Consider the following 26,602-nt stretch of genomic DNA (forward strand, 5'->3'; position numbering starts at 1 on the left):
GTCGCGGCGTTGAAGGTGAAGGTACCGTAGGTGCCGTTGAGCGAAGCGGGCGCGACGGCCTGGAAGCCGGACTGGCCTGCATCGGCATCCGACACTGTCACCGTGCCGGAGGCGTTCGGCGTACCGGCAATCGCATTCGCCACACCGCCGGCTTCCACCACTGTGCCGGTGGCGGTGCCACCGATGGTGGCGCCGTCGTTGGCGCCGTTGATGGTGACGCTGATGACTTGCGACGCGGTGCCGTCAGCGGACTTCACCGTGATCGAATCGGTCAGCGACTGACCTGCGCCCAGCGACTGGATGGCCGATTGGCTGTTGTTCGCGGCGTAGGTCCAGGCACCGGTGGTGGTGTTGAAGGTGAAGGTGCCGTAGGTGCCGGCGAGCGTCGCAGGCGTTGCGAAGACCGCTTCGCCCGAATCCACGTCGCTCACTGCCAAGCTGCCCGACGTCGTGAGGTTGCCACCGGAAACCGCGACATCCTCGGTCACCGTGCCGGTGGTGTTGCCGGTAATTGCGGCAGCATCGTTGGTACCGAGCACGGTGATGTCGACCGAGGTAGTGGTGCCGTCGGAGACGCCCACGGTGAAGTGCTCGGTCTGCGAGCTTCCGCCGGCGAGCGCCTGCACGGCCGCATCGCCGTTGTGCAGCGTGTAGGTCCACTTGCCGTCGGCGGCAACGACCAGATCGCCCCAGGTGCCGTTGAGGGTGGTGGGCACGAAGGTGTTCACGCCGGTGGTGGTCAGCGTGCCGGCGCTGGTCAGCACCAGGTCTTCCTGCACGGAGCCCGAACCAGCGGTGGTGGTCTCGTCGGTGCCATGCACGCTCACGACGATCGCGTGGGAGGTGCCGTCGGCGCTGGTGACAGTGATGGTGTCGGTGACGGTCTCACCGGTCTTGAGCTGCTGGACGTTGGCGGCTGCGTTGTCGAGCGCGTAGGTCCAGTTGCCGGCCGCATCAATGGTAAGCGAGCCGTAGGTGCCGGCATGGCTGCCGGCGACGAAGCTCGACTGGCCGGCATCGACGTCGGTGACGTCGAGCTTGCCCGCGGCGGTCAGCGTGGTGTCTTCGGTGACCGAGCCGGTGTCGGTGCCGGTGATGACCGCACCGTCGTTGGTGCCCAGCACGGTGATGTCGACCGAGGTAGTGGTGCCGTCGGAGACGCCCACGGTGAAATGCTCGGTCTGCGAGCTGCCGCCGGCGAGCGCCTGCACGGCCGCATCGCCGTTGTGCAGCGTGTAGGTCCACTTGCCGTCGGCGGCAACGACCAGATCGCCCCAGGTGCCGTTGAGGGTGGTGGGCACGAAGGTGTTCACGCCGGTGGTGGTCAGCGTGCCGGCGCTGGTCAGCACCAGATCTTCCTGCACGGTGCCCGAGCCGGTGGTGGTGGTCTCGTCGGTGCCATGCACGCTCACGACGATCGCGTGGGAGGTGCCGTCGGCGCTGGTGACAGTGATGGTGTCGGTGACGGTCTCACCGGTCTTGAGCTGCTGGACGTTGGCGGCTGCGTTGTCGAGCGCGTAGGTCCAGTTGCCGGCCGCATCAATGGTGAGCGAACCATAGGTGCCGGTGTGGCTGCCGGCGACGAAGCTCGACTGGCCGGCATCGACGTCGGTGACATCGAGCTTGCCCGCGGCGGTCAGCGTGGTGTCTTCGGTGACCGAGCCAGTGTCGGCACCGGTGATGATGGCCGGGTGATTCGGGGCCTGGATGCCGATGAAGACCGTGGCACTCGTCGTGCCGCCATGGCCGTCCGAGACGCTCACCTTGAAGCTGTCACTTCCGGTGTAGCTGGCCGACGGGGTGTACGTAAACGTGCCGTCGGCGTGCATGACCACCGAACCATGCGCCGGATTCGACGCCTTCGCGAAACTGAGTGCGTCACCATCAACGTCGGTCGCGATCACCTTGCCGTTGATTGGCGTGTTTTCCTGCGTCGTCAGGTTGAGGTTGTTTGCAACAGGTGCGTCATTGACCGGGGTGACGCCGACCGTCACGGTCGCGGTGGTGGTGCCACCATTGCCGTCGGAGACGGTGACCGTGAAGGTATCGGCGCCGTGGTAGTCCTTGCCCGGGGTGTAGGTGAAGGTGCCGTCGGCATTGACGACAACGGTGCCGTGGGCCGGATCCGAACCCTTGGTGTAGCTCAAGGTGTCGCCATCGACATCCGAGCCGGTGACCTGGCCGCTGACCGGGGTGTCTTCCGGCGTGGTGAGCGCCAGGTTGCTGGTGACTGGCGCGTCATTGACGGGCGTGACGCCGACCGTCACGGTCGCGGTAGTAGTGCCACCGTTGCCGTCGGAGACGGTGACCGTGAAGCTGTCGGCCCCGTGGTAGTCCTTGCCCGGCGTGTAGGTGAAGGTGCCGTCGGCATTGACGACAACGGTGCCGTGGGCCGGATCCGAACCCTTGGTGTAGCTCAAGGTGTCACCATCGACATCCGAGCCGGTGACCTGGCCGCTGACCGGGGTGTCCTCTGGCGTTGTGAGCGCCAGATCGGTGGTGACCGGTGCGTCATTGACGGGCGTGACGCCGACCGTCACGGTCGCGGTAGTAGCGCCACCGTTGCCGTCGGAGACGGTGACCGTGAAGGTATCGGCGCCGTGGTAGTCCTTGCCCGGGGTGTAGGTGAAGGTGCCGTCGGCATTGACGACAACGGTGCCGTGGGCCGGATCCGAACCCTTGGTGTAGCTCAAGGTGTCACCATCGACATCCGAGCCGGTGACCTGGCCGCTGACCGGGGTGTCTTCCGGCGTGGTGAGCGCCAGGTTGCTGGTGACTGGCGCGTCATTGACGGGCGTGACGCCGACCGTCACGGTCGCGGTGGTCGTGCCACCGTTGCCGTCGGAGACGGTGACGGTGAAGCTGTCGGCGCCGTGGTAGTCCTTGCCCGGGGTGTAGGTGAAGGTGCCGTCGGCATTGACGACAACGGTGCCGTGGGCCGGATCCGAACCCTTGGTGTAGCTCAAGGTGTCACCATCGACATCCGAGCCGGTGACCTGGCCGCTGACCGGGGTGTCCTCCGGCGTGGTGAGCGCCAGATCGGTGGTGACCGGCGCGTCATTGACCGGCGTAACGCCGACGTTCACGGTCGCGGTTGTCACCCCGCCATGGCCGTCGGATACCGTCACGGTGAAGCTGTCGGCGCCGTTGTAGTTCTTGCCGGGCGTGTAGACCCAGGTGCCGTCGGTGTTAACGGTAACCGTACCGTGCGCCGGGTCGGTGCCCTTGCTGAAGCTCAGCGGGTCACCATCAACGTCTGATCCCGGGGTGCGGCCAGCGACCGGGGTATCTTCCAGCGTCGTGACCGACACGTCGGTCGCCTTCGGGGCATCGTTGACCGGCGTGACCTCGACCGAGATCGTGCCGGTGGTGACGCCGCCGCGACCGTCGCTGACGGTGTAGGTGATCGTGGCGGGGCCGTTGAAGTCGGCCGGCGGGGTGTAGGTGAAAGTCCCGTCCGGGTTGCGCGTCACTACGCCGACGCTGGCGGTCGGTTCGCCGACCAGGGTGACCGTGTCACCGTTCGGGTCGCGGATCAGGCCGTCGAGCGTGAAGCCCGTACTGCCATCTTCGGGCAGGGTGAGCGTGGCGGGCGTGGTTTCCGGCGCTTGGTTCAGTATCGGGTCGCCGAGGCCGATGCGGGTGTCGTCGGACGTCGCGGCGGCTGTGTTGGTTGGCAGAGCGAGCGGGTCGACACCTTCGGTGATGCGCAGCAGGCGGACGAAACCATGACCTTCGCCCTGCGCGCCGGCGCCGAGGCCCGCAGCGGTTGCGTCGAGTTCTGCCAGCGGATCGGTTCCGGCGTTGAGCGATGCGATGACCTTGTCGATATCACCGTCGGCCGGCGCGACCGCCGCCTCTTGTGCCGGAGGCGCCTCCTGCGTCAGCAGCGTGGCGTCGGCGAGCACTTCGCGACCACCGCCCAGCGTTACCGGGTCGCCATGCACACCGCGCAGTTCCACCACCGCGCCGTTCTCGGTCACGATGACCTGACCTTCGGCGATGCGGTCGCCGACGTGAATCGCATGCTGACTGCCGTCTGCGTTGCGAATCCAGGCTTTGCCTTCGAGTCGGGCAACAAGACCTTCGGCGCGGATCGTGGTGGTGGCCATCAGAGTTCTCCGGAACGGATTGATTCAGAATGCCCCAGAAAATACGCCGCCTCGGTGGGGCGGCGCATCGTACTCAAGGACAGTCGCCGGCGGGCGAGTTGTGAAACGGTGTTACACGGCGGCGTTATTTGATGCCGTGCACCCGCAGCGCGAGCTGCAGGCGGTCGCTGACGCCGAGTTTCTCGAAGATCGACGACAGGTGCGCCTTGACCGTGCGCTCGGTGATCGACAGCGCGATGGCGATATCGGCATTGGCCTCGCCCAGCGCGGCGCGACGCGCGACTTCGATTTCGCGTTCGGTGAGTCCGGCCGCCCAGCCCGGCGCGGCGGTCGGCGCGGCGCGCGTGCCGACTGCCTTGAGCAGCCGGTTGAGGATGGATTTCCCGACCCAAAGCTCGCCGGCTTCGACGACGTCCAGCACCTGCGTCAGTTGTTCGAGCGACGCAAAGGCGTGGCAGTAACCGGTGCAACCGGCGTCGATTGCGCCCAGCCCCTCTGCATCGTTCGGCTGACTGCTTGCAAACACCATGCGCAGGCTGTGGGAAAGCTGCTGCCAGCGCGGGTCTTCGAAGGGTGGCAGGTCGGGCAGGGTGGCGTCGATCAGCGCCAGCCGGGCGCCCGCGGGTAGCGCATCGAAGCGGTTTGCGCGCACGATCGGCCAGCGCCCGCCCAGCGCGTGCCAGCGGCGGGCGAGGTGATCGTCATGGGTGGCGAGGACGAGCGTCGGTGCGGTCATCGTTCGGTGAGCGCCGCCGCCTTGGCGCGAATCACGGGCTTGAGCAGGTAAGTCAGGATCGACTTCTTGCCGGTCAGGATGTCGACCTCCGCCACCATGCCGGGAATGATCGGCAACTTCTTCGGCCCGATGGTGCTGGTGGTGGTGCGTACCCGCACCTCGTAGAAGGCGTTGCCCTTTTCGTCGACGACGGTGTCGGCGCCAATCTGCTCCAGCGTGCCTTCAAGGCCGCCATAGATCGAGAAGTCGTAGGCGGTGAACTTCACCTGCGCCTTCTGGCCCGGCCGCAGGAAGGCAATGTCGCGGGGCTGGACGCGGGCTTCGAGCAGCAGTGCGTCGTCGGTCGGAACGATCGCGATCACTTCCTTGCCGGGTTGCACCACGCCGCCCACGGTGTGGACGAACAACTGCTTGACGGTGCCGCGCATCGGCGCGCGTACCTCGGATTGCTTGACCCGGTCTGCGAGCGCGACGCTGCCTTCCGACAAGGTGCCCAGCTTGGCATTGGTGTCGGAAAGCTCGGAGCGCGCCTGGTTCTTCATCTGCAGTTCGACTTCCTGGATCTTGCGCTGCGCTTCACCGATCGCTGCCTGGATGCGCGGGATCTGCGCACTGGCCGCATCGCGCTCACCGCGGAAGCGGGCTACATCGCGTTCGAGCCGCAGCAACTCCACATCCGACACGGCGCCGGTCTTGGTCAGCGGGCGCGTCACCTCCAGCTCGCGTGCAGTCAGGTCGTAGCTTTGCGAGGCCTGCTCCCGACGCGCGCGCACCTCGTTGAGTTCCTGGGTGCGCTGCGTGAGCTGCTGGCGGGCAATACCGACCGTCGCTTCAACTTCCTGGCGCTTGGATTCGTAGGCCGCGCTCTCTTGCGCGACCACCTCGGGAACTTCCTGCAGCGCTTGCGGTGGCGGCACGAAGGGTTTGCCCTCGGCGATGGCTTCCAGGCGCGCGGCCTTGGCGAGCAGCGACAGGTACTGCGAGCGGTTCTCGCGCAGCGACGAGACGAAGCGGGTCGGGTCGATCTTCAGCAGCAACTGGCCCTTCTCTACCGTCTGGCCTTCGCGCACCAGGATCTGCTGCACGATGCCGCCGTCCAGGCTCTGGATGATCTGGTTCTCGGAGAAGGGCACGACCTTGCCATCGCCACGCGTGACTTCGTCGATCTTGGCAAACGCGGCCCACAGGATCAGCACCAGCACCGCGGCGAGCGAGATCCAAACTGCGAGGCGTGCGCCGCGCGGCGTCTGTTCGGCGATTGCCCAGTCGGCGTCGGCGAGGAAGTCCGCTTCGTCGTGCAGATCGCCGCGACTGGCAATGCGCAGCAGGTTGTCGAGCGCGCCGGTGGTCTTGCGGAAAGACCAGTCACCGATGCGCCGGATGAAGGCGGGCGGGTGCAGTGCCATCAGTGCGCCCTCCCGATTCGACCTTGCTGCAGGGCTTCGACCACTTGCGCCTTGGGCCCGTCAGCGACGATCTGACCGTTGTCGATGACGATCAGGCGCTCGACCAGGTCGAGCAGTGCGGTACGGTGGGTCACGACCAGCAGCGTCTTGGCCCTGGCGTATTCGCGCAACTGGCGTTTGAAGCGTTCCTCGCTCTGGTGGTCCATATTGCTGGTGGGTTCGTCGAGCAAGAGCATCGGTGGGTCGTTGAGCAGGGCGCGGGCGATTGCCACTGCCTGACGCTGGCCACCCGACAGCGATTCGCCGCGCTCGCCGATCGGCATGTCAAAACCGCGCGGATGGGCGTTGGCGAATTCGGTGACGCCGGCGACATCCGCCGCCGCCAGAATCGCCGCATCGTCAGCGAAGGGGGCGCCGAGCGCGATGTTCTGGCGCAGGCTGCCGTAGAAGAGGGTACCGTCCTGTGGCACGAAGCCGATCGAACGCCGCAATTCCGCAGGGTCGATCTGGCGCGCGTCGATGCCATCGATCAGCACCGCGCCATCGCTCGGCTGGTAGAGGCCAAGAATGAGTTTTTCTAGCGTCGTCTTGCCCGACCCCACGCGCCCGATGATGCCAACCTTTTCCCCCGGGCTGACGCGGAAGCTGGCGCGCCGCAGTGCGTATTGATCGCGTCCCGGGTAGTTGAAGCTGACGTCGCGGAATTCGATCTCGCCGCGGAAGGCCGCGCGGTGCAGGAAGGGCGCGTCGTCCGGTCGTTCCACCGGCAGCTTCATCTGTGACTCGACACCGGCCAGCGCCGTGCGCGCGTTGTGATACTGCAGCAACAGCCCGACCACCTGCCCGAGCGGCGCGAGCATCCGTCCGGTCAGCATGCTTGCAGCGATGATGCCGCCCATCGACAGCTTGGCGTCCAGCAGCAGGTAGACGCCGACGATGACGACGACGATCGACACGGCCTGCTGAACGGTCTGCGAGAAATTGACGATCAGCGACGAGAGCAGCTTCATCTTGCTGCCCACCTGCGCGAGGAACAGCGTCGTGCGTTCCCAGCGCCGCTGGATCCAGCCTTCGGCGCCCGAGGTCTTGATCGATTCGATGCCGACCAGGCTCTCGATCAGCGTGGCATTGCGCTGGGCGGTTGCGCGGTAGCTGGTCTCGGTCAGTTCGTGGATCTTGTCCTGCACCACGAAGGCGGTGAAGAGCACGATCACCGCGCCGAAGAAGGCGGGCAGCAGCAGCCAGGGCGACAGCCACGCCACGACGAAGGCAAACACGAATACGAAGGGCAGATCGACCAGTGCGGTGATGGTGGCCGACGCAATGAAGTCCCGCACGCTCTCGAAGGCGCGCAGGTTGGCCGAAAACGAACCGACCGATTCCGGGCGCGAGGCCATGCGCATGCCCAGCACCCGTTCCAGGATCTTCGACGACAGCGAAACGTCCACCCGCTTGGCCGCGGTATCGATGATGTAGGCACGCAAGGTGCGCAGCGCCAGATCGAATCCGAGTACCAGCAGCGCACCGAGCGCCAGCACCCAGAGCGTTTCCTCGGCGCGGTTCGGCACGACGCGGTCGTACACGTTCATCGAGAACAGCGGCAAGGCGAGCGCGAAGATGTTCACCAGGACTGACGCGAGCACCGCGTCGCGATAGAGCCGCCAGTTCGCGAAAATGGCGCCCCAGAACCAGTGCCGGGCGCGCACCTTGCCCACTTCCGGCACCCGCGCCTCGAAGCGGAAACGCGGCCGCACATACCCGACCACCCCGGCGTGCAGTGCAGCAAGTTCGTCCTGCGGCATCTCGACCGCGGTTTCTCCGGCTTCCGGGAAGCGGACGCGCGCCGTGCCGGTGTCCGTCAGTTCCAGCAACAGGCAGGCACGGCCGTCATTGAGCAGCAGGATCACCGGCAGCAGGGCTGCGCGAACGGCTGGCAGGGTTTGCCGTACAAGCCGGGCCGACAGGCCGGCGCGGGCAGCAGCACGTGCCAGCAGGGATGGCGTCAGGCGGTTGTCGACCAGCGGCAGACCTGCCGCCAGGGCCTCGTGCGTCCACGGGTTGCCATGGATGCGGGTGAGCGCAGCGAGGCTGTCGAGCAGCGGATCGTCATGCGCGCTGTGTTCGTTGACTTCCCAAGCCTTGGCCTGAGACTGGGCTTCGCTCATTCAGGTGTTCCGGTTGTGTCGGGTGACGATCGCGGGTTCAGATGACATCCTTGTCGCCGAGCAGATCCAGCGCGCCGATCACCTTGCGGCGGAAGCCCTTGCGCGCACTGAGCTTGCGCTGGGCGCCGTGGGGCAGGTCGGTGACGCGCAGCACGCCCTTGTCGATCAGGGCATCGATCAGGTCTTCCAGCACGCGGATGAAGTCGGCATCGAGTGTTGCAAAGCTCTCGGAAGGATCGCGGCCGATGAAGCTGAGTAGGTCCGGGTGATCGCCGGAAAGTTCCTCGTCGGCATCCGCCTCGCGGTCGCGCAGAACAGCGACGATGTCTCCCTGAGGATTGCGGCGAACGAACGGCATGTTAGCTCCCGGCCACGACCAAGCCTAGTAAAGTCTTGTCACCTGAGGCGCCGCGATGGCGCTCTATCATTGGATTTCGGCGAGATTGGCCGAAACTTGAGCGGAGGCGTGCCGTGGTGGCAAGACGCAATGAATACGTCGACTGGCTGTGCGAGCGCCTGGCACCGCTGGGTAGCATCCGCGCGCGGCGCATGTTCGGCGCCTGGGGGCTCTACAGCGGCGAGTTCTTCTTCGCCATCGTCAGCGACGATGTGTTCTATGTGAAGGCCGATGCGGTCAGCGAAGCGGACTTCCTGCGCGAAGGGCTGACGCCCTTTACCTACGCGATGAAGGACGGCACGCCGCAGTCGCTGCGCTACTACCCGCTACCTGAAAGTGCGATCGACGACGATGGCGAATTCTTGCGCTGGGCGAGGAAGGGCGTTGAGGCGGCATTGCGCGCGCCGCGCAAGTTGCGGCGGCCCGAAGCCTGAGAAGCTAAGGGCCTGAGAGCCTCGTGGCACAATCGGGCATCTCGGTACAAACGTTCAGCGATGCATCCAAGCCCCGAAAACACGCCCTATGACCTGCTCGGCGGCGATTCCGCCGTGCGCGCGCTGGTCGACCGCTTCTACGACCTGATGGATCTGGAGCCGGAATTCGCACACCTGCGAGCCTTGCACCCTGCAAGCCTCGACGAATCGCGCGACAAGCTCTACTGGTTCCTGTCAGGCTGGCTCGGCGGGCCGGACATGTTCGTGGAGCGCAAGGGCCACCCGATGCTGCGCGCACGCCACATGCCCTTCCCGATTGGCGTGCAGGAACGCGACCAGTGGCTCGCCTGCATGCACCGTGCAATGGATGCGCAGCCGATGTCGCCGGCCTTGCGGCAACATCTTGAAGGCGCGTTGTTCAAGACCGCTGACTGGATGCGTAACCAGCCTGGCTGACTGGCGGGGCGACCCGACGGCGGACTGAAAGGATCAGACGTAATAGTTCGGGCGGCGATGAACCGGCTGGTCGAACTTGCCGGCCTTGGCGTCCTGAAAGGCTTTCCAGGTCGGGTAGGCGGCGGCGACGGTCAACAGGGCGAGAATCGTGAACATGATGCGTCCTTGCGCTCCGGTGATTGGGGGACTGCCGGGGTGGAGCGCAGAAATCACTGTCAGATTAGATACTTGCCTGTCAGGGCCGCTTGCTTTGCCTCAAGCTTTGTCATCAAGGTGACAATGAAAACGCCCGGACTTGCCGGGCGTGAAGTCGGGTCTGTGCGCCAGCTCAGGCGACGGGGCGCAATTCCTGAGGAATCGGGAAATTCACGTTCTCTGCCGCGCCGTCGAGCGTTCGGACGCTGGCAGCGCCGAGTGCCTTAAGACGCTCGATCACTTCATTGACGAGGATTTCCGGCGCCGATGCACCGGCCGTCACACCGATGCGGCGCTTGCCCTCAAGGCTGGCGGGGTCGATGCCGGCCGCGTTGTCGATCAGGTAGGCCGGCACGCCGCGCAGCGCGGCCACTTCGCGCAGGCGGTTCGAGTTCGAACTGTTCTTCGAGCCGACGACGAACACCACATCGACCTGCGGCGTCATGAACTTCACCGCATCCTGCCGGTTTTGCGTGGCGTAGCAGATGTCGTCGCGCTTCGGCCCGACGATGGCCGGGAAGCGTGCGCGCAAGGCATCCACCACCGTCTGCGCATCATCGACCGAGAGGGTGGTCTGCGTGACGTAGGCCAGCAGGGTGGGGTCGGAGACCTGCAGCTGCGCGACATCCTCGACGGTTTCGACGAGGTACATGCCGCCCAGGCTCTGACCCATGGTGCCTTCGACTTCCGGGTGACCCTTGTGGCCGATCATGATGATTTCGCGGCCCTGGTCGCGCATTTTCTGCACTTCGACATGCACCTTGGTCACCAGCGGGCAGGTGGCGTCGAAGACCTTGAGGCCGCGCGATTCGGCTTCCGCCCGCACTGCCTGCGAGACACCGTGGGCCGAGAAAATCACCGTATTGCCGGCTGGCACGTCGGCGAGGTCTTCGATGAAGACCGCGCCCTTGTTGCGCAGGTCGTCGACGACGAACTTGTTGTGCACCACTTCGTGCCGTACGTAGATCGGCGCACCGTAGAGTTCGAGTGCGCGCTCGACGATGGTGATGGCGCGCTCCACGCCGGCGCAGAAGCCGCGGGGGTTGGCGAGAAGGACTTCCATGGCTCGGTCTCTGTGTTCGGGTCTTGGTTCTGGTTTGGGGGGGCGCGTCAGCTGACGCCGACGACTTCGACTTCGAAGGTCACCGCGCGCCCGGCGAGCGGGTGGTTGAAGTCGATCTGCACGGCGTCGTCATTGACATCGAGCACCTGGCCGGAGAACGCATTGCCATCCGGCGCGGTAAAGGTCAGCACTGCCCGCGGTTCGACGTCGACATCGGCCGGGAGTTCGTGCCGCGGAATCCATTCCACCAGTGCGTCGTGGAACTGGCCGAAGGCCTCGCCCTCGGCCAACTCGAACGTGCGGTGAGTGCCCACGGCGAGACCGATCAGGCATTCCTCGATCCGTGTGCCGAGTTCGCCGCGTCCGATCTGCAGCGTTGCCGGCGTCGATTCGAAGGTCGACAAGACCACGGTGCCGTCGCCCAGCGTGAAGCGGAAGTTGAGCGTGACAAGGCTCTGCGCGCCGATCAGATTCATGGCTTCGATGCTCCGGCCGCCTGACGGCCCGCAAAAAGTTGGGCCGAGACCATCAGCACCGCGCCGACGGTGATGGCCGAGTCGGCCACGTTGAAGGCCGGCCAGCCGTAACGGCCGACGTGGAAATACAGGAAGTCGACCACCGCGCCGTAGGCGAAGCGGTCGATCACGTTACCCAGCGCGCCACCGATGATCAGCGCGAAGGCCAGCGGCTGCAGGCGCTCCTCGGCATGTTTGCGCAGCAGCACCAGCAGCCAGCCCGAAATCACGAAGGCCAGCGAGACGAAGAACCACTTCTGCCATCCGGGCTGGTTGGCGAGAAAACTGAACGCCGCGCCCGGGTTGTAAACCAGCACGAGCTGGAAGAAGTCGGTGTAGGGAATCGCCTCGCCGAACTTCAGGTTGCGCAGCACCGCGAGCTTGGTGATCTGATCGAGCACGATCACCAGGCCCGAGAGTCCCAGCCAGGCCAAAAAGCGCTTAGGCATGCGTGCGCACCTCACCGTCGCCGTGCAGGTTGCTGTCGCAGCGGCCGCACAGCGTGGGGTGTTCGGCGTTCACGCCGACGTCCGCGCGCCAGTGCCAGCAGCGCTCGCATTTCTGCTGCGCGGTCGGCGTGACGACGATCGCCTCGTCGGCCTCAGTCGCCACCTTCACCAGGGTCGCGGCCGAGGTGATCAGCACGAACTTGAGGTCGTCGCCGAGTGAGGCCAGCGCATCGAACTTGTCGCTGCCTGCGCGGATCTCGACTTCGGCTTGCAGCGAGGCACCGATCTTGCCTTCGGTGCGCACCGCTTCAACCGCCTTGGAGACTTCGCCACGCACTGCGCGGATCGTCTCCCAACGGGCGATCAGCCCGGCTTCGCCTTCCTGCGCCGGCAGGGCGTGGAAGGTGTGCAGCATCACCGATTCGTCCGGGTTGTTGCCGTTCAGCACCGCCCAGATTTCCTCTGCCGTGAAGGAGAGGATCGGCGCCATCAGCTTCACCACCGTCTGCACGATGTGCCACAGCGCGGTCTGCGCGGCGCGGCGTGCCACGGAATCCGGCGCGGTGGTGTAGAGGCGGTCCTTGAGGATGTCGAGGTAGAAGGCGCCGAGGTCTTCCGAGCAGAAGATCTGCAGCGCCTGCACCACGCGGTGGAATTCGAACTTCGCGTAGTCGGCCTCGGCCTGCGTCGCGAGCTTGCGGGTGAAGGCCAGCGCGTAGCGGTCGATATCCAGCCACTGTTCGACCGGCACGGCGTTCTTCGTGATGTCGAAGTCGGCGGTGTTGGCGAGCAGGAAGCGCAGCGTGTTGCGGATGCGGCGGTAGGTTTCGACGACGCGGTCGAGGATCTCCTTCGACACCGCGAGTTCGCCCGAGTAGTCGGTGGCTGCGACCCACAGGCGCAGGATCTCCGCGCCCATCTTGTCGCTGATCTCCTGCGGCAGGATCACGTTGCCGAGCGACTTGCTCATCTTGCGACCCTGCTGGTCCACGGTGAAGCCGTGCGTCAGCAGCGCCTTGTAGGGCGCGTGGCCGTCGATCGCGGCGCCGGTCAGCAGCGAGGAATGGAACCAGCCGCGGTGCTGGTCCGAGCCTTCGAGGTACAGGTCGGCGCGCGGGCCGCTGGTGTGGCCATCGTTGTGCGAGCCGCGCAGCACATGCCAGTGCGTGGTGCCGGAGTCGAACCACACATCCAGCGTGTCGCTGATCTTGGTGTACTGCTCAGCCTCGGCGCCCAGCAGCTCGGCGGCGTCGAGCTTGGACCAGGCTTCGATGCCGGAGACTTCAACGCGCTTCGCGACTTCTTCCATCAGCTCGACGGTGCGCGGGTGCAGTTCGCCGGTTTCCTTGTGCAGGAAGAACGGGATCGGCACACCCCAGGTGCGCTGGCGCGAGATGCACCAGTCCGGGCGGTTGGCGATCATCGCGTGCAGGCGCGGCTTGCCCCAGGCGGGGTAGAAGGCGGTCGCCTCGACCGCGCCCAGTGCCTTGTCGCGCAGACTCTTTCCATCCTTCGGCAGCTTGTCCATGCCGACGAACCACTGAGCGGTAGCGCGGTAGATCACGGGCGTCTTATGGCGCCAGCAGTGCATGTAGCTGTGGCTGACGGTGCCGTGCGAGAGCAGGGCGCCGACTTCGGTGAGCTTCTCGACGATGACCGGGTTGGCCTTCCAGATCATCTGGCCACCGAAGAAGGGCAGGTCTTCAACGTAGACGCCGTTGCCCTTGACGATGGAGATGATCTCGTCGTTGCGGCGGCCGTAGGCGAGCCAGGAATTGAAGTCGTCCACGCCGTGTGCGGGTGCCGAGTGCACCACGCCGGTACCGGCATCCAGCCCCACGTAGTCGGCCAGATACACCGGCGAGACGCGGTCGAAGAAGGGGTGGCGGAACTCGATGCGATCGAGCGCCTGGCCCTTGGTGGTGGCGAGCACGGCGCCTTCGAGGCCGTAGCGCTTGAGCGAATCCTCGACCAGGTCCTTGGCCAGCACCAGCAGCTTCTCGCCGGTGTCGACCAGCGCGTACTCGAACTCCGGGTGCATGTTGAGCGCCTGGTTGGCGGGGATCGTCCAGGGCGTGGTGGTCCAGATCACCGCGTAGGCGGTCTTGGGCAGCGCAGCGAGGCCGAAGGCGGCGGCGAGCTTGCCGACGTCGGCATCCGACACCGCGAAGGCCACGTCGATCGTCGGCGACTTCTTGTCGGCGTATTCGACTTCCGCTTCAGCCAGTGCCGAGCCGCAGTCGAAGCACCAGTTCACGGGCTTGAGGCCCTTGAACACATAACCCTGCTTGACCATCTCGGCCAGCGCGCGGATCTCGCCCGCCTCGTTGGCGAAGGCCATCGTCAGGTAGGGCTTGTCCCAGTCGCCCAGCACGCCGAGGCGGATGAATTCCTTCTTCTGGATCTCGACCTGTTCGGCGGCGTAGGCGCGGCACAGCTCGCGCACCTTGTCGGCGGGCAGGTTCTTGCCGTGGGTGACTTCGATCTTGTGTTCGATCGGCAGGCCGTGGCAGTCCCAGCCCGGCACATAGGGGGCGTCGAAACCGGCCAGGGTCTTCGAGCGGACGATGATGTCCTTGAGGATCTTGTTCAGCGCGTGGCCCAGGTGCAGGTTGCCGTTCGCGTAGGGCGGGCCGTCGTGCAGGATGAACTTCGGGCGGCCGGCGCTGGCCTTGCGGATCTTCTGGTACAGCTGGCCCTTCTGCCAGCCCGCCACCCAACCCGGCTCGCGCTTGGGCAGGTCACCGCGCATCGGGAAGGCGGTGTCGGGCAGGTTCATCGTTTTCCGGTAATCAGCCATGGCTTGCTATCTCTTCAATCTTTGCGTGAATGCAGGGGATTCGGTTCAGGGCGGGCGCCGCGGGGGACTCACGCAGGGCTGCCGCCGACAAGGCGGGGCGCCGACGACCGCTCAGGTCGCCGGCACCGGAATTCGATGCTGCGCGAGCACTTCCTTCGCGATCTCGCAGTCGCGGTTGATCGCCGCGGTCAACTCTTCCAGTGAGCCGTACTTCTGCTCGTCGCGCTGCTTGTGCAGGAAGTGCACCTGCAGGTGCTTGCCGTACAGATCGCCGTCGAAACCGAACAGGAAGACTTCCAGCCGCGCTGCGCCGTTCTTGGTGATCGTCGGCCGGTTGCCAAGACTCGCAACGCCCGGCCAGGGGCTGTCGCCGATGCCATCCACGGTCACCGTGTAGATGCCATGCAACGCCGCGCGGTTGCGCTTGATCTGGATGTTCGCGGTCGGGAAGCCGATCGTGCGGCCGATCTTGTCGCCGTGCATGACGCGGCCGCTCATCGTGTAGGGCCGGCCGATCAGGCGCTCGGCGCGTTCGATGTCGCCGGAGACCAGCGCATCGCGCACCGCCGAACTCGACACGCGTTCGCCGTCGAAGTCGAGCGTCGGCATCGATTCGACGCGGAAGCCCCAGGTTTCGCCGGCCTGCTGCAGCGACGCGAAATCGCCACCCCGGCCGCGGCCGAAGCGGAAATCGTCGCCGATCAACAGATGCCGCACGCCCAGGCCGCGCACAAGCACGTTCTCGACGAAGGCCTCGGCATCGAGCGAGGCGAGCGCCTTGTTGAAGCGCAGCACATAGACGCGATCGACACCGCATTCGGCCATGTATTCGAGCTTCTCGCGCAGGCGAGACAGACGCGGCGGGGCGGATTCCGGGGCGAAGAACTCGCGCGGATGCGGCTCGAAGGTCAGTACCGTGGCCGGCAGCGCGCGCTCGCGCGCTTCGCGCACGAGCAATTGCAGCAGGGCCTGATGGCCGCGGTGCACGCCGTCGAAGTTGCCGATCGTGAGCACCGAACCGTGTTCAGCGCGATCGGGAAGGCCGCGGAAGACCAGCATAAGCGTCTGACAAAAAACGCGAATTATAGCCTGCGGCAGTGCCGCATTGGTCTGCCAAGCCAGGGCGGCGGGGAATGGAGGGCGCGAAAAAGATCGCGCGGCCACCGGCCCTTGAGAGGGATAAGGCTCGATGGCCGCGCGGGGGAAGACCCGCGGGCAGGATCCGCAGGCGCTCGGGAAGCGTCCGGATCCGGGTTGAGGCTGCCGCGCCCGCGGGCCGCTGCTCGCTTACAGGCGCTGGGCGTAGTACTCGACGACCAGCTGCATCTCGATCGGGAAGGGGATGTCGCTCAGCGCCGGCAGGTGTGCCACGGTGGCGGTGCGGGCGGCCTCATCGCAGCTGAGCCATTCGGGGCGGGTGAGCGCGGGCTCGCCGAAGCTTTCCTGCACCACGGGGTGCTTGCGGCTTTTCTCGCGCAGCGCGATCACGTCGCCAATCCGCAGGCGGTACGAGGGGATGTTCACCGCGCGGCCGTTGACCAGGCAATGCGAGTGATTTACCAGCTGGCGCGCCGCCGGAATCGTGGGCGCGAAACCGGCGCGGAACACCGCGTTGTCGAGCCGGCATTCGAGCAATTCGGCGAGCTTGTCGCCGGCCGAACCTTGCGCACGCTTGGCATCGCTCATCATGCGGCGCATCTGCCGTTCCGAGAGGCCGTAGTTCAGGCGCAGCTTCTGTTTTTCCTGCAACTGCAGGCCGAAGCCGGATTTCTTGCGCAGGCGGTTGCCGTGCTGGCCGGGCGGATGCGGGCGATCGGCGATCGATTTGCGCGACAGGCCGGGCAGTTCGACGCCAAGGGCACGCATGGCTTTGAGGCGGGGGCCGGTAAAACGGGACATGGATACTCCGTAACAGGGTGAACGTCAGCGGCCCGCGGGCTTGGCGAGTGCGGCGCAGGGGTCGTCGCGCTCGATGGCGGGCAGCGTGAGGTTGAGGTCGAACCGGGCGGCGTCGGAATCGTCTTCGCCAAGGCTCACGGCGAACACGCCGGGCAAGTCGGTGAGCCAGAGCGGCACGCCGATATCGCGCCGCACATGGCCGTTGCCGGCCAGCAGCACCGCGCCGCGGCTGGCGTGGGCGCGCAGCTGGGCGGCCATGAACAGATCGCGCGCCAGCTGCGCCTGCACCAATCCGGGCAGCATCTCGGGCGGCGTGTGGCCGCAGTGGCCGGCGTCGATGGCCTGCTTCTGACCGGTGATGAGCGAATCCGTGAGCGGTGGCCGTGCGCCTTGCGGCAGGCCTGCACTTGCAAGCACCTCGGCGGGCAGCACCGCGCCCAGGCCTTCGCGCATCGCGCGGGCGGCGTCGGCGCGCGAAACGTTGGCGGCGATGATCGGCAAGTCGTGATCGAGCGCCAGCGCCACTACCGGCTTGAGCAGGGGCCAGGGCCAGCGCGGGCCACCGGCCTGCGCGATCAGGTGATCGGCGTCGCGTGGGTGCTCGCGACGTGCGCGGTCGATGTCGGCCTGGCGTTCGCGGTCGAAGTGCTCCATCACCAGCGCCGGGCGCCAGCCAGCAGCCACGCGCAGCCGCAGCGCATCAAGCCGTAGCTGGTGCACCTGCGGGTTGTCGTGTACCTCGCCCAGCAGCACCAGCGGGTAGGGCGCGATGGCCTGGGCGAGCGTCGCCGGATCGGGCTGCGCGGCGTGTGTCGGCGCGATCGGGCTACCGGCGAGCACAGCGGCGAGCAATGCAGTCAGCAGGGTGCGTGTCATGTTTAGCGATAGGTGGCGTGCTGCGCGCAGCCGGCGCAGTGCGTGGTCAGCGAGCCGGCCCATTGCGCGCGCAGGTCGGCGCAGGCCTGGCGCAGCGTGGCGTCGATTGAGTCGTCGTTCGCCAGGCGCTGCAGGTGCTGCACCAGCGCCTGCGTCTTCGCAGCGGTGATGCCGCGCGCCACCGAGGATGAAAGCAGATGCAGCGCGGCGGCCAATGCCAGTTCCGGCCGGCTGCGCTCTGCCTCGGTGGTGTCGGACGTCGGCATCATGGTTTTTCGCCCTCCGGCACGTAGACCATTGAACCGTCTTTCATCTTGTAGGCGACGCCGGCCTTTTCGCCGTCGCCGCCGCCGATCTTGCCGCTGGCTTCGTAGCGGGTGAGCTTCTCGCCCTGTTTCATGACGATCTCCATGTCCGGCTTGCCGGGGTTCTTGATCACGGTGACGTCCTGCAGCGTGAAGGGGTTGAGCGGGTGCTGCGCCACCGTGATCAGCAGCGCGGCGATGATCACGAGGAACACGTCGATCAGGTTCACGACCGAGAGGATCGGGTCGTCGCTGTCGTGGTCGGCGAGGAACTTCATGCCGCCGCTCCGACGGCAGCCGATGCGGGCGCAACGACGTGGATCGCCGCGTGCGGATGCGCCGCCAGCCATTGCAGTTCCTCGGCCAGCCAGCGCTTGCGCACGTTGACGATCCAGAAGGTGATGCTCGCCGCGATCAGCGCCAGGATCACCGCCGAGAACGCGATCATCAGGTTCTGGCTCACCGCTGCGAGCTGCCCGTCAGAGAGCGACTTGAGCGCCGGCCCCATCGGAATCATCGTCGCCACCAGCCCGAGCATCGGGCACACGCGGGTGACGATGCGGTCGGTTTCCATCAGCTTGTGGGCGGCCAGTTCTTGGTCGTCGCGCAGGTGCAGGTGGTGCGCATGCACTTGCGCGATCAGCGGATAGCCGGCGCCTTCGCCGGGGAGCTTGCGGGCGCGCTGCACCGCTTGCACCGCGAAGCTGCCGAGCGCCCAGAAGGCGTAGAGGAAGGCTGCGGCGACGAGGATCAGGACGGGCAGCATGAAGAGCTGCGCGATGTCGTACATCAGGGTTTCGAGGGCGGTGGATTGCATGAGCTTCGGTCTTGGGTTTCTTAGGGTGATGAGTGGGTTTGGGGTTTAACGCTGGGCGTTGAATGGGTGGGGTGTTGCGCGGCCCGGCGCTGGGCGAGTCTGCAGGCGCGCGTTGGCCGGGAGTCCGTCCCGGCGGCCGGGTTCCTTTCTCTTGCTTGCCCAAGAGAAAGGAACCAAAGAGAAGGGCACCCGAAGTAGTGCAGTGTTTGCACACACTGCCCGCTCCAGCGGCGCGGAGCAGTGCTCCGCGAAACCCCGCTTCCGCCGTTCGCGGTCAGACGCTGCGCGCCTGACTTCCCTGCGCTGCTCGCGAAGTCGGGCGGCTGCGGAACTCGCGCCGGGCTGCGCCCGCCGCTCAGACAGTCCTCGCCGTCGGCGCTGAGCGCCGATCCCCCGACCCCGCTGCGCGGCTCGGCGCTCTCGACGGGACCCAAGGTCAAAACCGTCGCGGTTTCACGGCTTGCCGTCAGTATCCGAGCGACGAAGATCCGGTCGCGATTGCACATCGACGCTTTTACCTCCCCCTCTGAAACGCCGAGCAGCACAGAAGCATCGGGTTCCGACGCGTAGCGGCGGTGGCGAGGACTGTTTGAGGCCCACAGGGCCGAGTTCCGCAGCCACCCGGTGCTTCGAGCAGCGCAGGGGATCCCTTGCGCAGCAAGGGGCGTTGAAGCGGGGCGACTTTCTTTGGTTTCTTTCTTTGTTCGCACAAAGAAAGAAACCCGCCCGCCGGGGCTGGACCCGGCTTGAGGGCGACGACAGCCAAACGCGCGCAGCGGTTCTGAAGGCAATGCCATCTCTCACGCAGCCTTCCTGAGCGTGCCCGCGTTCCCGCCAGCAAGCGCATCCACCAGCCGCTTGCCCGGCCGTGCCAGTTCGCGGACGGCCCCGCCCAGCAGCGCCAACAGCATCAGCGCGCCGCCGATCAACCAGCTCAGCGCCACCGGCGCGGCTTCGACGCGGGGCTTCTTCTGTTCCAGCACCATGCCCTGCACCTTGGGCTTTACCGCTTCCATCGGCGGCTGCACGGTCTGCGCAGGGCTTGGCGCGGGGGAGGGGGCGGGCGCCGAAGCGGCCGGCGCGGCGGCCGGGCGTGCCACGCCGAAGCCGGCCGGCATGGCGCTGGTAGCCTGCTCGGCCACGTAGGCGCTGAACTTTGCGTTGTCGCTGCGCAGCTCGTGTTTGCTGGCGAGTTGCTGCCAGCGCTGCGCGAGTTCGCGCACGGTCTTCTCGTCAGTCTTCCAGTAGCCCTTGCGGGCGGCTTCGAGCATGCGTTCGATGATCTGCGCCTGGGCTTGCGGGGCCTCGCGTTCGAACCATTCGTTCACGCCCAGCTTGTACTTGTCGCGCACATACACCTCGGCGAATTCCTGCCACTGGTCGTCGCGCACGATTTCCGGCGCCACCGCGGTCCAGCCCCAGAAGTTGTTCACCGCGTCGAGCACGTTGAGCGCGCCGCTGTAGCCTTCGGCCTGCATGGCCTGGATCCAGCCGGGGTGGAACTGGCGCGTGCGCAGTTCGGTGGAAAGGAAGCCGGCGGCGGTTTCGGTGCGGGCCTCGCGCGGGTCGCGCAGGTTGGAGATCAGCAGCTCGGGCGACTTGCCGGTGAGGTGGCGCACCGCGAGTCCGAGGCCGCCGAGGTACTGGAAGGGGTCGTCGGTGGTGAGCATGCCGTAGAGGTTGCTCGATCGCGCCAGCAGCGCGGCCTGCACGCCCTTGAGGTTTTCGGCGTAGAGGTTGCCGCCTTCGAGCTTGCTGCCCCATTCGGCTTCGTCCGGGCCGTAGCCGAATTGCATCTTGGCAAGGTAGAGCTGCGCCATCTTCGCTTCGCCGGCGCGCCGGTCGCCGCGCGCTTCACCTGCGTCGTTGCCCCAGGTGTCGCTGGCGAGCGTGGCTTCGTCCAGGCCGGTGCCGTAGCCGCCCGATTCGCTGGAGAAGATGCGGGTCAGCGCAAGGTTGTCGAGCTTCGCGGCGGGCAAGCCCTTGGCGGCGAGCGCGGTGCGGATCTCGCGGGTGCTGGCGGCGACGGCGTTGTCCGGCTCGTCGGCGGCAGCGGCGAGCTTCACCGCCTGGGCGAGCCACTTCATCACGTTGGGGAAGTGGTCGCGGTACAGCCCGGTGGCCGAGAGCACCACGTCGACGCGCGGGCGGCCCAGTTCCTTCGCCGGGATCAGTTCGACACCGACGAGGCGGCCGCCTTCGTCCCACTTCGGCCGCACGCCGAGCGCGGCCATCGCCTGTGCTTCGAGGATGCCGGCATGGCGCATCGTCTCGACGCTCCACAGGCTGAAGGCGAGCTTGCTCGGGTAGCTGCCCTTGCGCGCGCGGTGATCCTTGAGCAGGGCTTCGGTGGCCGCACGGCCGGCTTCCCAGGCCGCCTTGCTCGGAACCTTCGAGGGGTCGAAGCCGTAAAGGTTGCGGCCGGTGGTGAGCGAATCCGGGTTGCGGATCGGGTCGCCGCCGGTGCCGGTGGCGAGGTGCTTGCCGTCGAGCGCGGCGAGCAGGCCGGTGAGTTCCGGCGCGGGGTCGAGCGCGGCGAAGTAGCGCTGGGCGCGCTCGGCATCCTCGCGCAGCTTCGCATCGCGGATCTCGCTGCTCGGGCGGCCTTCCAGCACGTAAGGCTTGAGGAAGGTGAAGGGTTTCGATTCGGTGATGCGCGAGAAATCCTGCGCAAACAGCTCTTCGGGTTCCTCGGGGAAGACGCGGGCGAGGAAGTCCTTGCCCAGCATCGCCATGGTGCTGAACAGGCGCACCTCGTCGCGCTGCGCGCGGCCGAAGGTGTGCAGGCCGATCGGTTGCAACTGGCTGGCAAGCGCGTGCAGGTGGTCGTGCAGCTGGTTCAGCCAGGCGGGCAGATTGGCCTGCGCGGCGGCGCGGGTGGTGCCCAGATCGGCGAAGAGGTGCAGCTTTTCAGTGCCGTCCAGCAGTTGCGTCACCAGTCGCTCGCGCACGCTGCCGGTTTCCTGCCCGATCACCTGGTGCAGCAGGTCGTGCAAGTCGTTCAGCTCGGTGTGCAGGCCGGCGGGGCGGAAGGCCGGCGTCTGGTGGCTGACGATGGTGGCGCGGCCGCGGCGCTTGGCCTGGATCGCCTCGCCGACGTCGTCGACGATGTAGGGATAGATCACCGGCACATCGCCCAGCACGACGAAGGGCTGGTCGCTGACCGCGAGGCCGCGTTCCTTGCCGGGTGTCCACTCCTGCGTGCCGTGGGTGCCGTAGTGCACCAGGGCGTTGCGCCCCTCGCGTGCCCACAGGTAGGCGGCGAGGTAGAAGTGGTTCAGCGGCTCCTTGGTGTTGTGGTAGATCGCCTTTTCCTTCGCTTCGTCGCGTTCGCCACGCGGCGGCACCGGCATCAGCACGACATTGCCGAGCGCCAGGCGCGGGATCACGAAACCGGCCTCGCCCTTGTGGGTGGTGGCCATCGCGCTGGCTTCCGGCTTGCCCCAGCGGGCGGCCACTTCCGCGCGCAGTTCGGGCGATTGCGCATCGAACCAGCGGCGGTAGTCGCGCATCGGCAGCCAGGCGGCGAGGCCGGCGTCAAGCAGGGTTTCGAGCTGGCCGTCACGGTAGAACGGGGCGAGCAGGCGGCCGAGTTGCTCGATCAGCGTCTTCTCGTCCGGCGCGTCGGTGCTGTAGCCGTGCTGTTTCATCGCGGCGAGCGTGTTGTGCAGGCTCGCCGGCAGGTTCATGAAGCTGGCCGAGAGGTTCCGCTCGCCGGGCGGGTAGTTGTAGAACAGGATCGCGACGCGCTTGTCGGCCGCAGGGGTGGTTTGCAAGCGCGCGAGATTGATCGCCTTGCCGACCACGCTGCGCACCTGCGCGGCGATGGGTTCGGTGCGGCCGCTGGGCTTGGCGACGGCGGCGGCGACCATCGGATCGATCGTGCCGGCGATTTCCGGTTGCGCGAGATAGAAGGGCACGTCCATCAGGCTCACGCCTTCGCGGTCGCGCGCCCAGTCGGCGGCATCGCCCTTGCGGTAAGCCATGGTCTGCAGCACCGGGATGCCGAGCTTCTCGAACTCCGCCTTGCGCGCCTGCGCGTCGAGCACGATCTGGGTGTTGATCAATACCTGTGCGACCGGCTTGCCGGCGGGCGCGAGCAGGCGGGTGAAGGCGTCCGGCTCCATCATCGGGGTGTAGAAGGGCAGGGCGCGGCCGCCGGCGGCCTCGATGTCGCGGATCAGGGCGTCGATGAAGGCGGTTTCGCCGCTGCTGACATAGGCCTGGTGCAGCGCGATCGCGATCTGCGGCACGTCGCGGCGGCCGGGCAGATCGCTCATGCGCGGGCTCACGCCCTGCGGCAGCTTCGGGTGGTACCAGGCCGCCTTGGGGAAGACGATCGGCGGCGGGATCGTCGCGTCTTCGCGCAGCTTGAGCTGGCGCGCGGCGATCAGGCGCATGGCGGCATCGAAGTTGGCGACGCCGCCGTTCTGGTAGTAGCTGTTGAGGGTGCTGGCGAAAGCCGCGTCGGTACCGAAGGCGCGTGCGCCTTCGGTCATCAGCAGCACGCGCGGGGTGCGGGCCTCGGCCCAGGCCGGGCCGAGCTTGCTCATGACGAAATCGACGATGTGCGCACGCGGCGCATCGACGATCACGAACGCCGCGCCGGCCAGCCAGCCGGCTGCCTCGTCGGGCGAGAACTGCTCGGCGTAGCGGTGCTCGATGACGAGACCCGCCTTGCGGCCCGCCTCGGCGAGCAGTGCGAACTTGGCGGCCGGCACCGGCGCTGCGGTGAGGATGCGCACGGTGGGGGTGGCTGCGGCGGCGGGCGTGATCATCCACCACAGCAGCAAACCCACCATGCAGATCCCCAGCACCAGGCGTGGTGCCGCGAAGGGCACGCGCTGCTGCAGGCGCATCAGAAGCTCACCGCAAGGCTGGCCGACACGGCACGGCCGGTGGCGGTGTAGAAGTCGAGGCCGGGGTCGCTGGCCGCCAGGCCGACCTGGCGCACATCGCTCCACAGCCAGTACTTGCGATCGGCCAGGTTGGTCAGCGCCAGGTTAAGGCGGGTGTGGGCGAGTGGCTTCCACCAGGCGTACACGTCGAAGGTGGTCCAGCCGCCCGGCTTGTACAGTTCGCCACTGCTTTCATCGACACGGCTCACCCCGGCGGCCGCGCGCATCCGCAGGCTGCTGCCCAGCGTGGCCTGCGCGTCGCGCTGCCAGCTCAGGCCGAGCGTGGCGCGCAACGGTTCAACCGTGTTGAGTGGTTGATCGGTCGTGTCGTTGGTGCCGTGCGCCCAGGCGGTGGCGCCGTCAAGCTTCCATTGCGGCGCGAACTGCCAGGCGCCGCGCAGCTCGGTGCCGTAGATCGTGACCTTGTTCTGGTTGCGGTACTGGTAGGTGGTCTTCAGGCCGGCAATGCAGGCCGGGTCAGCCGGGCAGTTGAGGACGACCTGCTCGATGAAGTTCTCGTAGCGGTTGTGGTAGGCCGCCCAGCTCAGTGCGAGGCTTTGCGTCGTCCAGCGGGTGCCGATTTCGATGCCCTGGCTGCTTTCGGCCTCCAGATCGGGGTTGGGGCTGGAACCGTAGCCCTGGGCAAGGTTCATGAAGCTGCCATTCACCTCTTCGTAGCTCGGGGCGCGGAAGCCGGTGACCCACTGCGCGTAGAGCGTGAGCGGATCGGTCGGCCGCCACAGGGCCGAGATGCGCGGCGATACGGCCGAATCGGATTTGGATACCGCGGGCTTGGAGGTGTGCGTGTCGTAGAGCGGATCGGCTTCGGGCGAGAGATCGTAGCTATCCCAGCGCAGTCCGGGGGTGATGATGATGCTGTCTTTCGCAAGGCGGATTTCGTCTTGCAGGAACACGCCGATCTGTTGCGTGCTGCCGGGCGGGAAGTCGCGCAGCGGGAAGGTTTCGCCGGCCAGTGCGTTTGCCACGGTACCGGTGGTGAGGTTCGTGCGGGTGGCGGTGCGCAGCTCTTCGCTGTGCGTGTCGAGCCAGTCGAGGCCGCCGATCAGCAGGTGCGTGCTACTGCCCCAAGTGAGGGTGCGCTCGCCCTGCACCGAAGCCGCCCACTGTTCCTGCCCGAACTCAAAACCCAGGGCGACGTCGCATTCATTCTTGCCGGCGAGCGTGGCGGAGCAGGTGGCGGTCGTGCCGCTGCGGCGCTGCAGGGTATCGGTCAGGATGTCGCTCTTCTGCCATGAGGCGCTGGCCACCAGGCGATCGAGCACGCCGCTGGTGGGCGTCCACGTGTAGCCGAGCGTGGCGCGCTGGCGCTCGTTGTCTTCGGTGCCGCTGGCGGTGGTGACGCGCGGCAGCGAGGTGGAGAGGCGCTTGAGTTCGGTGTCGGATTCGGACTTGCGCGTCTCGTGCGACAGCGTGAAGCGGTGTTCGGCACTCGGCGTCCAGCCCAGTTTGGCCAGCGTTTCCGTGGCGTTGTTGTCTTGCGGGTTCGGCGCGGTGCGGCTGACCGATACCGTATCCACATCGCCCTGGTTACCCAGTTCGTGGCCTTCGCGGCGGCTCACCATCAGCAGGGCTTCGACGTTTTCGCCCTTGGCGGCGACGCTGCCGGTGGTGCCCCAGCTCTGGTCGGCGCTGGCGCCGTGCAGGACAAGTTCGCCGCCGACCGTCTTGCCCTGGGTGATGAAGTCGCTTGCGTCCTTGGTGACGAAGCTGACGACGCCGCCGATCGCATCCGAGCCATACAGGCTGGAAGCCGGCCCGCGCACGATCTCGACGCGCTTGAGGAAGTCCTGTTCCGGCATGTCGCGCGTGGCGGTGGAAATGTTCGAGGGGCCGCCGCGCGAGTAGTAGTCGGGCAGGCGCACGCCGTCGACCAGCATCAGCACGCGGTTGTCTTCGATGCCGCGGATGTTGAAGGAGGTGGCACCGAAGCGGCGGCGGTCGCGGCCGACAGCAACATCCGGTTCGTCGGCCACCAGCGCGGTGGCATCCACCGGTTGTTGGGTTTCGATATCGGCTGCGCTGCGCTGGGTGATCGTCAGCGAGGCATCGGCGGCATTGCTGTCGCGCCGGCTGGCGCTGACGACCACGTCGGCAAGCTGGGTTTCGGCGGCAAAGGCGGGGGCGGCAAAGATGGCAAGCAGCGCCAGAACCATCGGGCGCAAGCGTTTGGCGGGGGAGGCAGACAGGTTCGTGGGCATTTGATTGTTGTGGAGTGGTTCGTGTCGGCGTTTACAGTAATGCAAATGCGAACGATTCGCAATCGCAAAGCAAGCCGAAGCGACTGCGCGGCGCGCCGGGCCGGCGCGCGCAGCGGCGGTGTCAGCGGGGCGTCGTGGGTCTTGGCGCGGTGGGTTTGCCCGGAGGGCGGGTCAGGCTTGCGTGAGGTACAGGGCTTCGAGCTTGGCGCGCGCCCAAGGCGTGCGGCGCAGGAATTTGAGACTGGACTTGATGCTCGGCTCGAACACGAAGCAGCGCACCGGGATGCGCTCGGCGAGGCCGTCCCAACCGTGGCGGCTGACCAGCTCGGTCAGGATCGTTTCGAGCTTGTAGCCGTGCAGCGGGTTGTTCGGTTGTTCGGCAGACATCGGTGTGGCGTGCTTCCGTGGGTGGCGCCCGTGCGCGGACTGCATGGGTCGCGCCACGATACACCGGTCGCAGCGGATTCGCCGCAGCGCGGCGCGCAGTGTGAATGGGTCACATCTGCGCTGCGGCAAGGGTCATCGAAGTTGCAGCGGGCGGGGCGCACAGTGGCGTCACGGTGATCGCAGTGATCACCCCCGAAACACGAAGGAGTCCGCCATGAACACGAATCGTCTTGATGACCAGATGAACAGCATCCTCGTCGCCGTGTTTGCCGTGCTTACCCTCACGACCGCGCTGGGGGTCGGTGAAGGCATGAGCTTCGGACGTGCGGACCCTGTTGCGCCGGGCGTTGCGCAAGCGCCTGCACAGGCGCCCGACGCGCAGGACGTTCCCCGCATCACCGTGGTTGCGCATCATGAAGTGGCGCAAGTGGCCGCAGCGGATTGAACGTCGCCGCGCCGGGCCGATCGCCCGC

22 protein-coding genes are annotated in these 26,602 nt (G+C 66.7%); 3 read left to right on the forward strand and 19 right to left on the reverse strand.

The window, feature by feature from the left end; translation table 11 throughout:
* The 5 genes from GGR36_RS21030 to GGR36_RS21050 all read right to left on the reverse strand — a co-directional run.
* A partial coding sequence (locus GGR36_RS21030; RefSeq protein ID WP_183638332.1) for a retention module-containing protein occupies nucleotides 1-4,112 on the reverse strand: 4,112 nt, incomplete at its 3' end.
* Nucleotides 4,113-4,236: 124 nt separating this feature from the next.
* On the reverse strand, nucleotides 4,237-4,848 hold the full coding sequence (locus tag GGR36_RS21035) for a response regulator transcription factor (protein ID WP_183638335.1): 612 nt from the start codon (nucleotides 4,846-4,848) through the stop codon (nucleotides 4,237-4,239).
* Nucleotides 4,845-6,254 carry an HlyD family type I secretion periplasmic adaptor subunit gene (locus tag GGR36_RS21040; protein WP_183638339.1) on the reverse strand — a complete coding sequence of 470 codons (1,410 nt, stop codon included), beginning with the start codon at nucleotides 6,252-6,254 and terminating at the stop codon, nucleotides 4,845-4,847. The genes GGR36_RS21035 and GGR36_RS21040 overlap by 4 nt, the downstream gene beginning before the upstream one ends.
* On the reverse strand, nucleotides 6,254-8,419 hold the full coding sequence (locus GGR36_RS21045) for a type I secretion system permease/ATPase (protein ID WP_183638342.1): 2,166 nt from the start codon (nucleotides 8,417-8,419) through the stop codon (nucleotides 6,254-6,256). The genes GGR36_RS21040 and GGR36_RS21045 overlap by 1 nt, the downstream gene beginning before the upstream one ends.
* A gap of 37 nt (nucleotides 8,420-8,456) precedes the next feature.
* Entirely contained in the window at nucleotides 8,457-8,777 is a 321-nt protein-coding gene (locus GGR36_RS21050) for a hypothetical protein (protein ID WP_183638344.1), read from the reverse strand.
* A 116-nt stretch (nucleotides 8,778-8,893) separates the two neighbouring features.
* Between GGR36_RS21050 and GGR36_RS22190 the strand changes: the two genes are divergently transcribed.
* Both GGR36_RS22190 and GGR36_RS21060 read left to right on the forward strand, forming a co-directional pair.
* A complete protein-coding gene (locus GGR36_RS22190; protein ID WP_207064572.1) occupies nucleotides 8,894-9,250 on the forward strand; it encodes a TfoX/Sxy family protein in 357 nt (118 codons plus the stop codon).
* A gap of 60 nt (nucleotides 9,251-9,310) precedes the next feature.
* Complete coding sequence (locus GGR36_RS21060; protein ID WP_183638351.1) at nucleotides 9,311-9,706, forward strand: group II truncated hemoglobin; 396 nt, start codon at nucleotides 9,311-9,313, stop codon at nucleotides 9,704-9,706.
* Nucleotides 9,707-9,739: 33 nt separating this feature from the next.
* Here the strand turns inward: GGR36_RS21060 and GGR36_RS22195 are convergent, their stop codons facing one another.
* The 14 genes from GGR36_RS22195 to GGR36_RS21125 form a co-directional block, all read right to left on the reverse strand.
* Nucleotides 9,740-9,862 (reverse strand): hypothetical protein, encoded by a 123-nt coding sequence (locus GGR36_RS22195; protein ID WP_276510063.1) that lies wholly within the window; start codon nucleotides 9,860-9,862, stop codon nucleotides 9,740-9,742.
* 172 nt (nucleotides 9,863-10,034) lie between these two features.
* Entirely contained in the window at nucleotides 10,035-10,964 is a 930-nt protein-coding gene (gene ispH, locus GGR36_RS21065; RefSeq protein ID WP_183638354.1) for a 4-hydroxy-3-methylbut-2-enyl diphosphate reductase, read from the reverse strand.
* 47 nt (nucleotides 10,965-11,011) lie between these two features.
* Nucleotides 11,012-11,440, reverse strand: coding sequence for an FKBP-type peptidyl-prolyl cis-trans isomerase (locus tag GGR36_RS21070; RefSeq protein WP_183638357.1), 429 nt, complete (start codon nucleotides 11,438-11,440; stop codon nucleotides 11,012-11,014).
* Entirely contained in the window at nucleotides 11,437-11,928 is a 492-nt protein-coding gene (lspA, locus tag GGR36_RS21075) for a signal peptidase II (protein WP_183638360.1), read from the reverse strand. The genes GGR36_RS21070 and lspA overlap by 4 nt, the downstream gene beginning before the upstream one ends.
* Entirely contained in the window at nucleotides 11,921-14,728 is a 2,808-nt protein-coding gene (gene ileS / locus GGR36_RS21080) for an isoleucine--tRNA ligase (RefSeq protein ID WP_183638363.1), read from the reverse strand. The genes lspA and ileS overlap by 8 nt, the downstream gene beginning before the upstream one ends.
* 111 nt (nucleotides 14,729-14,839) lie before the next feature.
* The gene (locus GGR36_RS21085; RefSeq protein ID WP_183638366.1) at nucleotides 14,840-15,787 is read right to left on the reverse strand and encodes a bifunctional riboflavin kinase/FAD synthetase; all 948 of its coding nucleotides are present in this window, start codon (nucleotides 15,785-15,787) and stop codon (nucleotides 14,840-14,842) included.
* Nucleotides 15,788-16,015: 228 nt separating this feature from the next.
* On the reverse strand, nucleotides 16,016-16,627 hold the full coding sequence (rpsD, locus tag GGR36_RS21090) for a 30S ribosomal protein S4 (RefSeq protein WP_183638379.1): 612 nt from the start codon (nucleotides 16,625-16,627) through the stop codon (nucleotides 16,016-16,018).
* Nucleotides 16,628-16,651: 24 nt separating this feature from the next.
* Complete coding sequence (locus GGR36_RS21095; protein WP_183638382.1) at nucleotides 16,652-17,503, reverse strand: ChaN family lipoprotein; 852 nt, start codon at nucleotides 17,501-17,503, stop codon at nucleotides 16,652-16,654.
* A 2-nt stretch (nucleotides 17,504-17,505) separates the two neighbouring features.
* Entirely contained in the window at nucleotides 17,506-17,772 is a 267-nt protein-coding gene (locus GGR36_RS21100) for a hypothetical protein (RefSeq protein ID WP_183638384.1), read from the reverse strand.
* Nucleotides 17,769-18,086 carry a DUF2149 domain-containing protein gene (locus GGR36_RS21105; RefSeq protein ID WP_183638386.1) on the reverse strand — a complete coding sequence of 106 codons (318 nt, stop codon included), beginning with the start codon at nucleotides 18,084-18,086 and terminating at the stop codon, nucleotides 17,769-17,771. Before GGR36_RS21105 ends, GGR36_RS21100 begins: the two co-directional genes overlap by 4 nt.
* Nucleotides 18,083-18,625: a MotA/TolQ/ExbB proton channel family protein gene (locus GGR36_RS21110; RefSeq protein ID WP_207064573.1), complete on the reverse strand. Its 543-nt coding sequence runs from the start codon at nucleotides 18,623-18,625 to the stop codon at nucleotides 18,083-18,085. Before GGR36_RS21110 ends, GGR36_RS21105 begins: the two co-directional genes overlap by 4 nt.
* A gap of 800 nt (nucleotides 18,626-19,425) precedes the next feature.
* Nucleotides 19,426-23,484 carry a cobaltochelatase subunit CobN gene (gene cobN / locus GGR36_RS21115; protein ID WP_207064574.1) on the reverse strand — a complete coding sequence of 1,353 codons (4,059 nt, stop codon included), beginning with the start codon at nucleotides 23,482-23,484 and terminating at the stop codon, nucleotides 19,426-19,428.
* A complete protein-coding gene (locus tag GGR36_RS21120) occupies nucleotides 23,484-25,742 on the reverse strand; it encodes a TonB-dependent hemoglobin/transferrin/lactoferrin family receptor (RefSeq protein WP_183638389.1) in 2,259 nt (752 codons plus the stop codon). Before GGR36_RS21120 ends, cobN begins: the two co-directional genes overlap by 1 nt.
* A gap of 171 nt (nucleotides 25,743-25,913) precedes the next feature.
* The gene (locus GGR36_RS21125) at nucleotides 25,914-26,129 is read right to left on the reverse strand and encodes a VF530 family protein (protein ID WP_183638393.1); all 216 of its coding nucleotides are present in this window, start codon (nucleotides 26,127-26,129) and stop codon (nucleotides 25,914-25,916) included.
* 214 nt (nucleotides 26,130-26,343) lie between these two features.
* On the opposite strand from GGR36_RS21125, the gene GGR36_RS21130 reads away from it, so the two are divergent.
* The gene (locus GGR36_RS21130) at nucleotides 26,344-26,574 is read left to right on the forward strand and encodes a hypothetical protein (RefSeq protein WP_183638396.1); all 231 of its coding nucleotides are present in this window, start codon (nucleotides 26,344-26,346) and stop codon (nucleotides 26,572-26,574) included.
* Nucleotides 26,575-26,602 lie beyond the last annotated feature (28 nt).

It is taken from the genome of Niveibacterium umoris, from assembly GCF_014197015.1.
GTDB lineage: Bacteria > Pseudomonadota > Gammaproteobacteria > Burkholderiales > Rhodocyclaceae > Niveibacterium > Niveibacterium umoris.

Coding starts and splice junctions, on each gene's coding strand:
- GGR36_RS21035 (WP_183638335.1), bottom strand. CDS start 4,848: ATGACCGCACCGACGCTCGTCCTCGCCACCCATGACGATCACCTCGCC.
- GGR36_RS21040 (WP_183638339.1), bottom strand. CDS start 6,254: ATGGCACTGCACCCGCCCGCCTTCATCCGGCGCATCGGTGACTGGTCT.
- GGR36_RS21045 (WP_183638342.1), bottom strand. CDS start 8,419: ATGAGCGAAGCCCAGTCTCAGGCCAAGGCTTGGGAAGTCAACGAACAC.
- GGR36_RS21050 (WP_183638344.1), bottom strand. CDS start 8,777: ATGCCGTTCGTTCGCCGCAATCCTCAGGGAGACATCGTCGCTGTTCTG.
- GGR36_RS21060 (WP_183638351.1), top strand. CDS start 9,311: ATGCATCCAAGCCCCGAAAACACGCCCTATGACCTGCTCGGCGGCGAT.
- GGR36_RS22195 (WP_276510063.1), bottom strand. CDS start 9,862: ATGTTCACGATTCTCGCCCTGTTGACCGTCGCCGCCGCCTACCCGACC.
- ispH (WP_183638354.1), bottom strand. CDS start 10,964: ATGGAAGTCCTTCTCGCCAACCCCCGCGGCTTCTGCGCCGGCGTGGAG.
- GGR36_RS21070 (WP_183638357.1), bottom strand. CDS start 11,440: ATGAATCTGATCGGCGCGCAGAGCCTTGTCACGCTCAACTTCCGCTTC.
- lspA (WP_183638360.1), bottom strand. CDS start 11,928: ATGCCTAAGCGCTTTTTGGCCTGGCTGGGACTCTCGGGCCTGGTGATC.
- ileS (WP_183638363.1), bottom strand. CDS start 14,728: ATGGCTGATTACCGGAAAACGATGAACCTGCCCGACACCGCCTTCCCG.
- GGR36_RS21085 (WP_183638366.1), bottom strand. CDS start 15,787: ATGCTGGTCTTCCGCGGCCTTCCCGATCGCGCTGAACACGGTTCGGTG.
- rpsD (WP_183638379.1), bottom strand. CDS start 16,627: ATGTCCCGTTTTACCGGCCCCCGCCTCAAAGCCATGCGTGCCCTTGGC.
- GGR36_RS21095 (WP_183638382.1), bottom strand. CDS start 17,503: ATGACACGCACCCTGCTGACTGCATTGCTCGCCGCTGTGCTCGCCGGT.
- GGR36_RS21100 (WP_183638384.1), bottom strand. CDS start 17,772: ATGATGCCGACGTCCGACACCACCGAGGCAGAGCGCAGCCGGCCGGAA.
- GGR36_RS21105 (WP_183638386.1), bottom strand. CDS start 18,086: ATGAAGTTCCTCGCCGACCACGACAGCGACGACCCGATCCTCTCGGTC.
- GGR36_RS21110 (WP_207064573.1), bottom strand. CDS start 18,625: ATGCAATCCACCGCCCTCGAAACCCTGATGTACGACATCGCGCAGCTC.
- cobN (WP_207064574.1), bottom strand. CDS start 23,484: ATGCGCCTGCAGCAGCGCGTGCCCTTCGCGGCACCACGCCTGGTGCTG.
- GGR36_RS21120 (WP_183638389.1), bottom strand. CDS start 25,742: ATGCCCACGAACCTGTCTGCCTCCCCCGCCAAACGCTTGCGCCCGATG.
- GGR36_RS21125 (WP_183638393.1), bottom strand. CDS start 26,129: ATGTCTGCCGAACAACCGAACAACCCGCTGCACGGCTACAAGCTCGAA.
- GGR36_RS21130 (WP_183638396.1), top strand. CDS start 26,344: ATGAACACGAATCGTCTTGATGACCAGATGAACAGCATCCTCGTCGCC.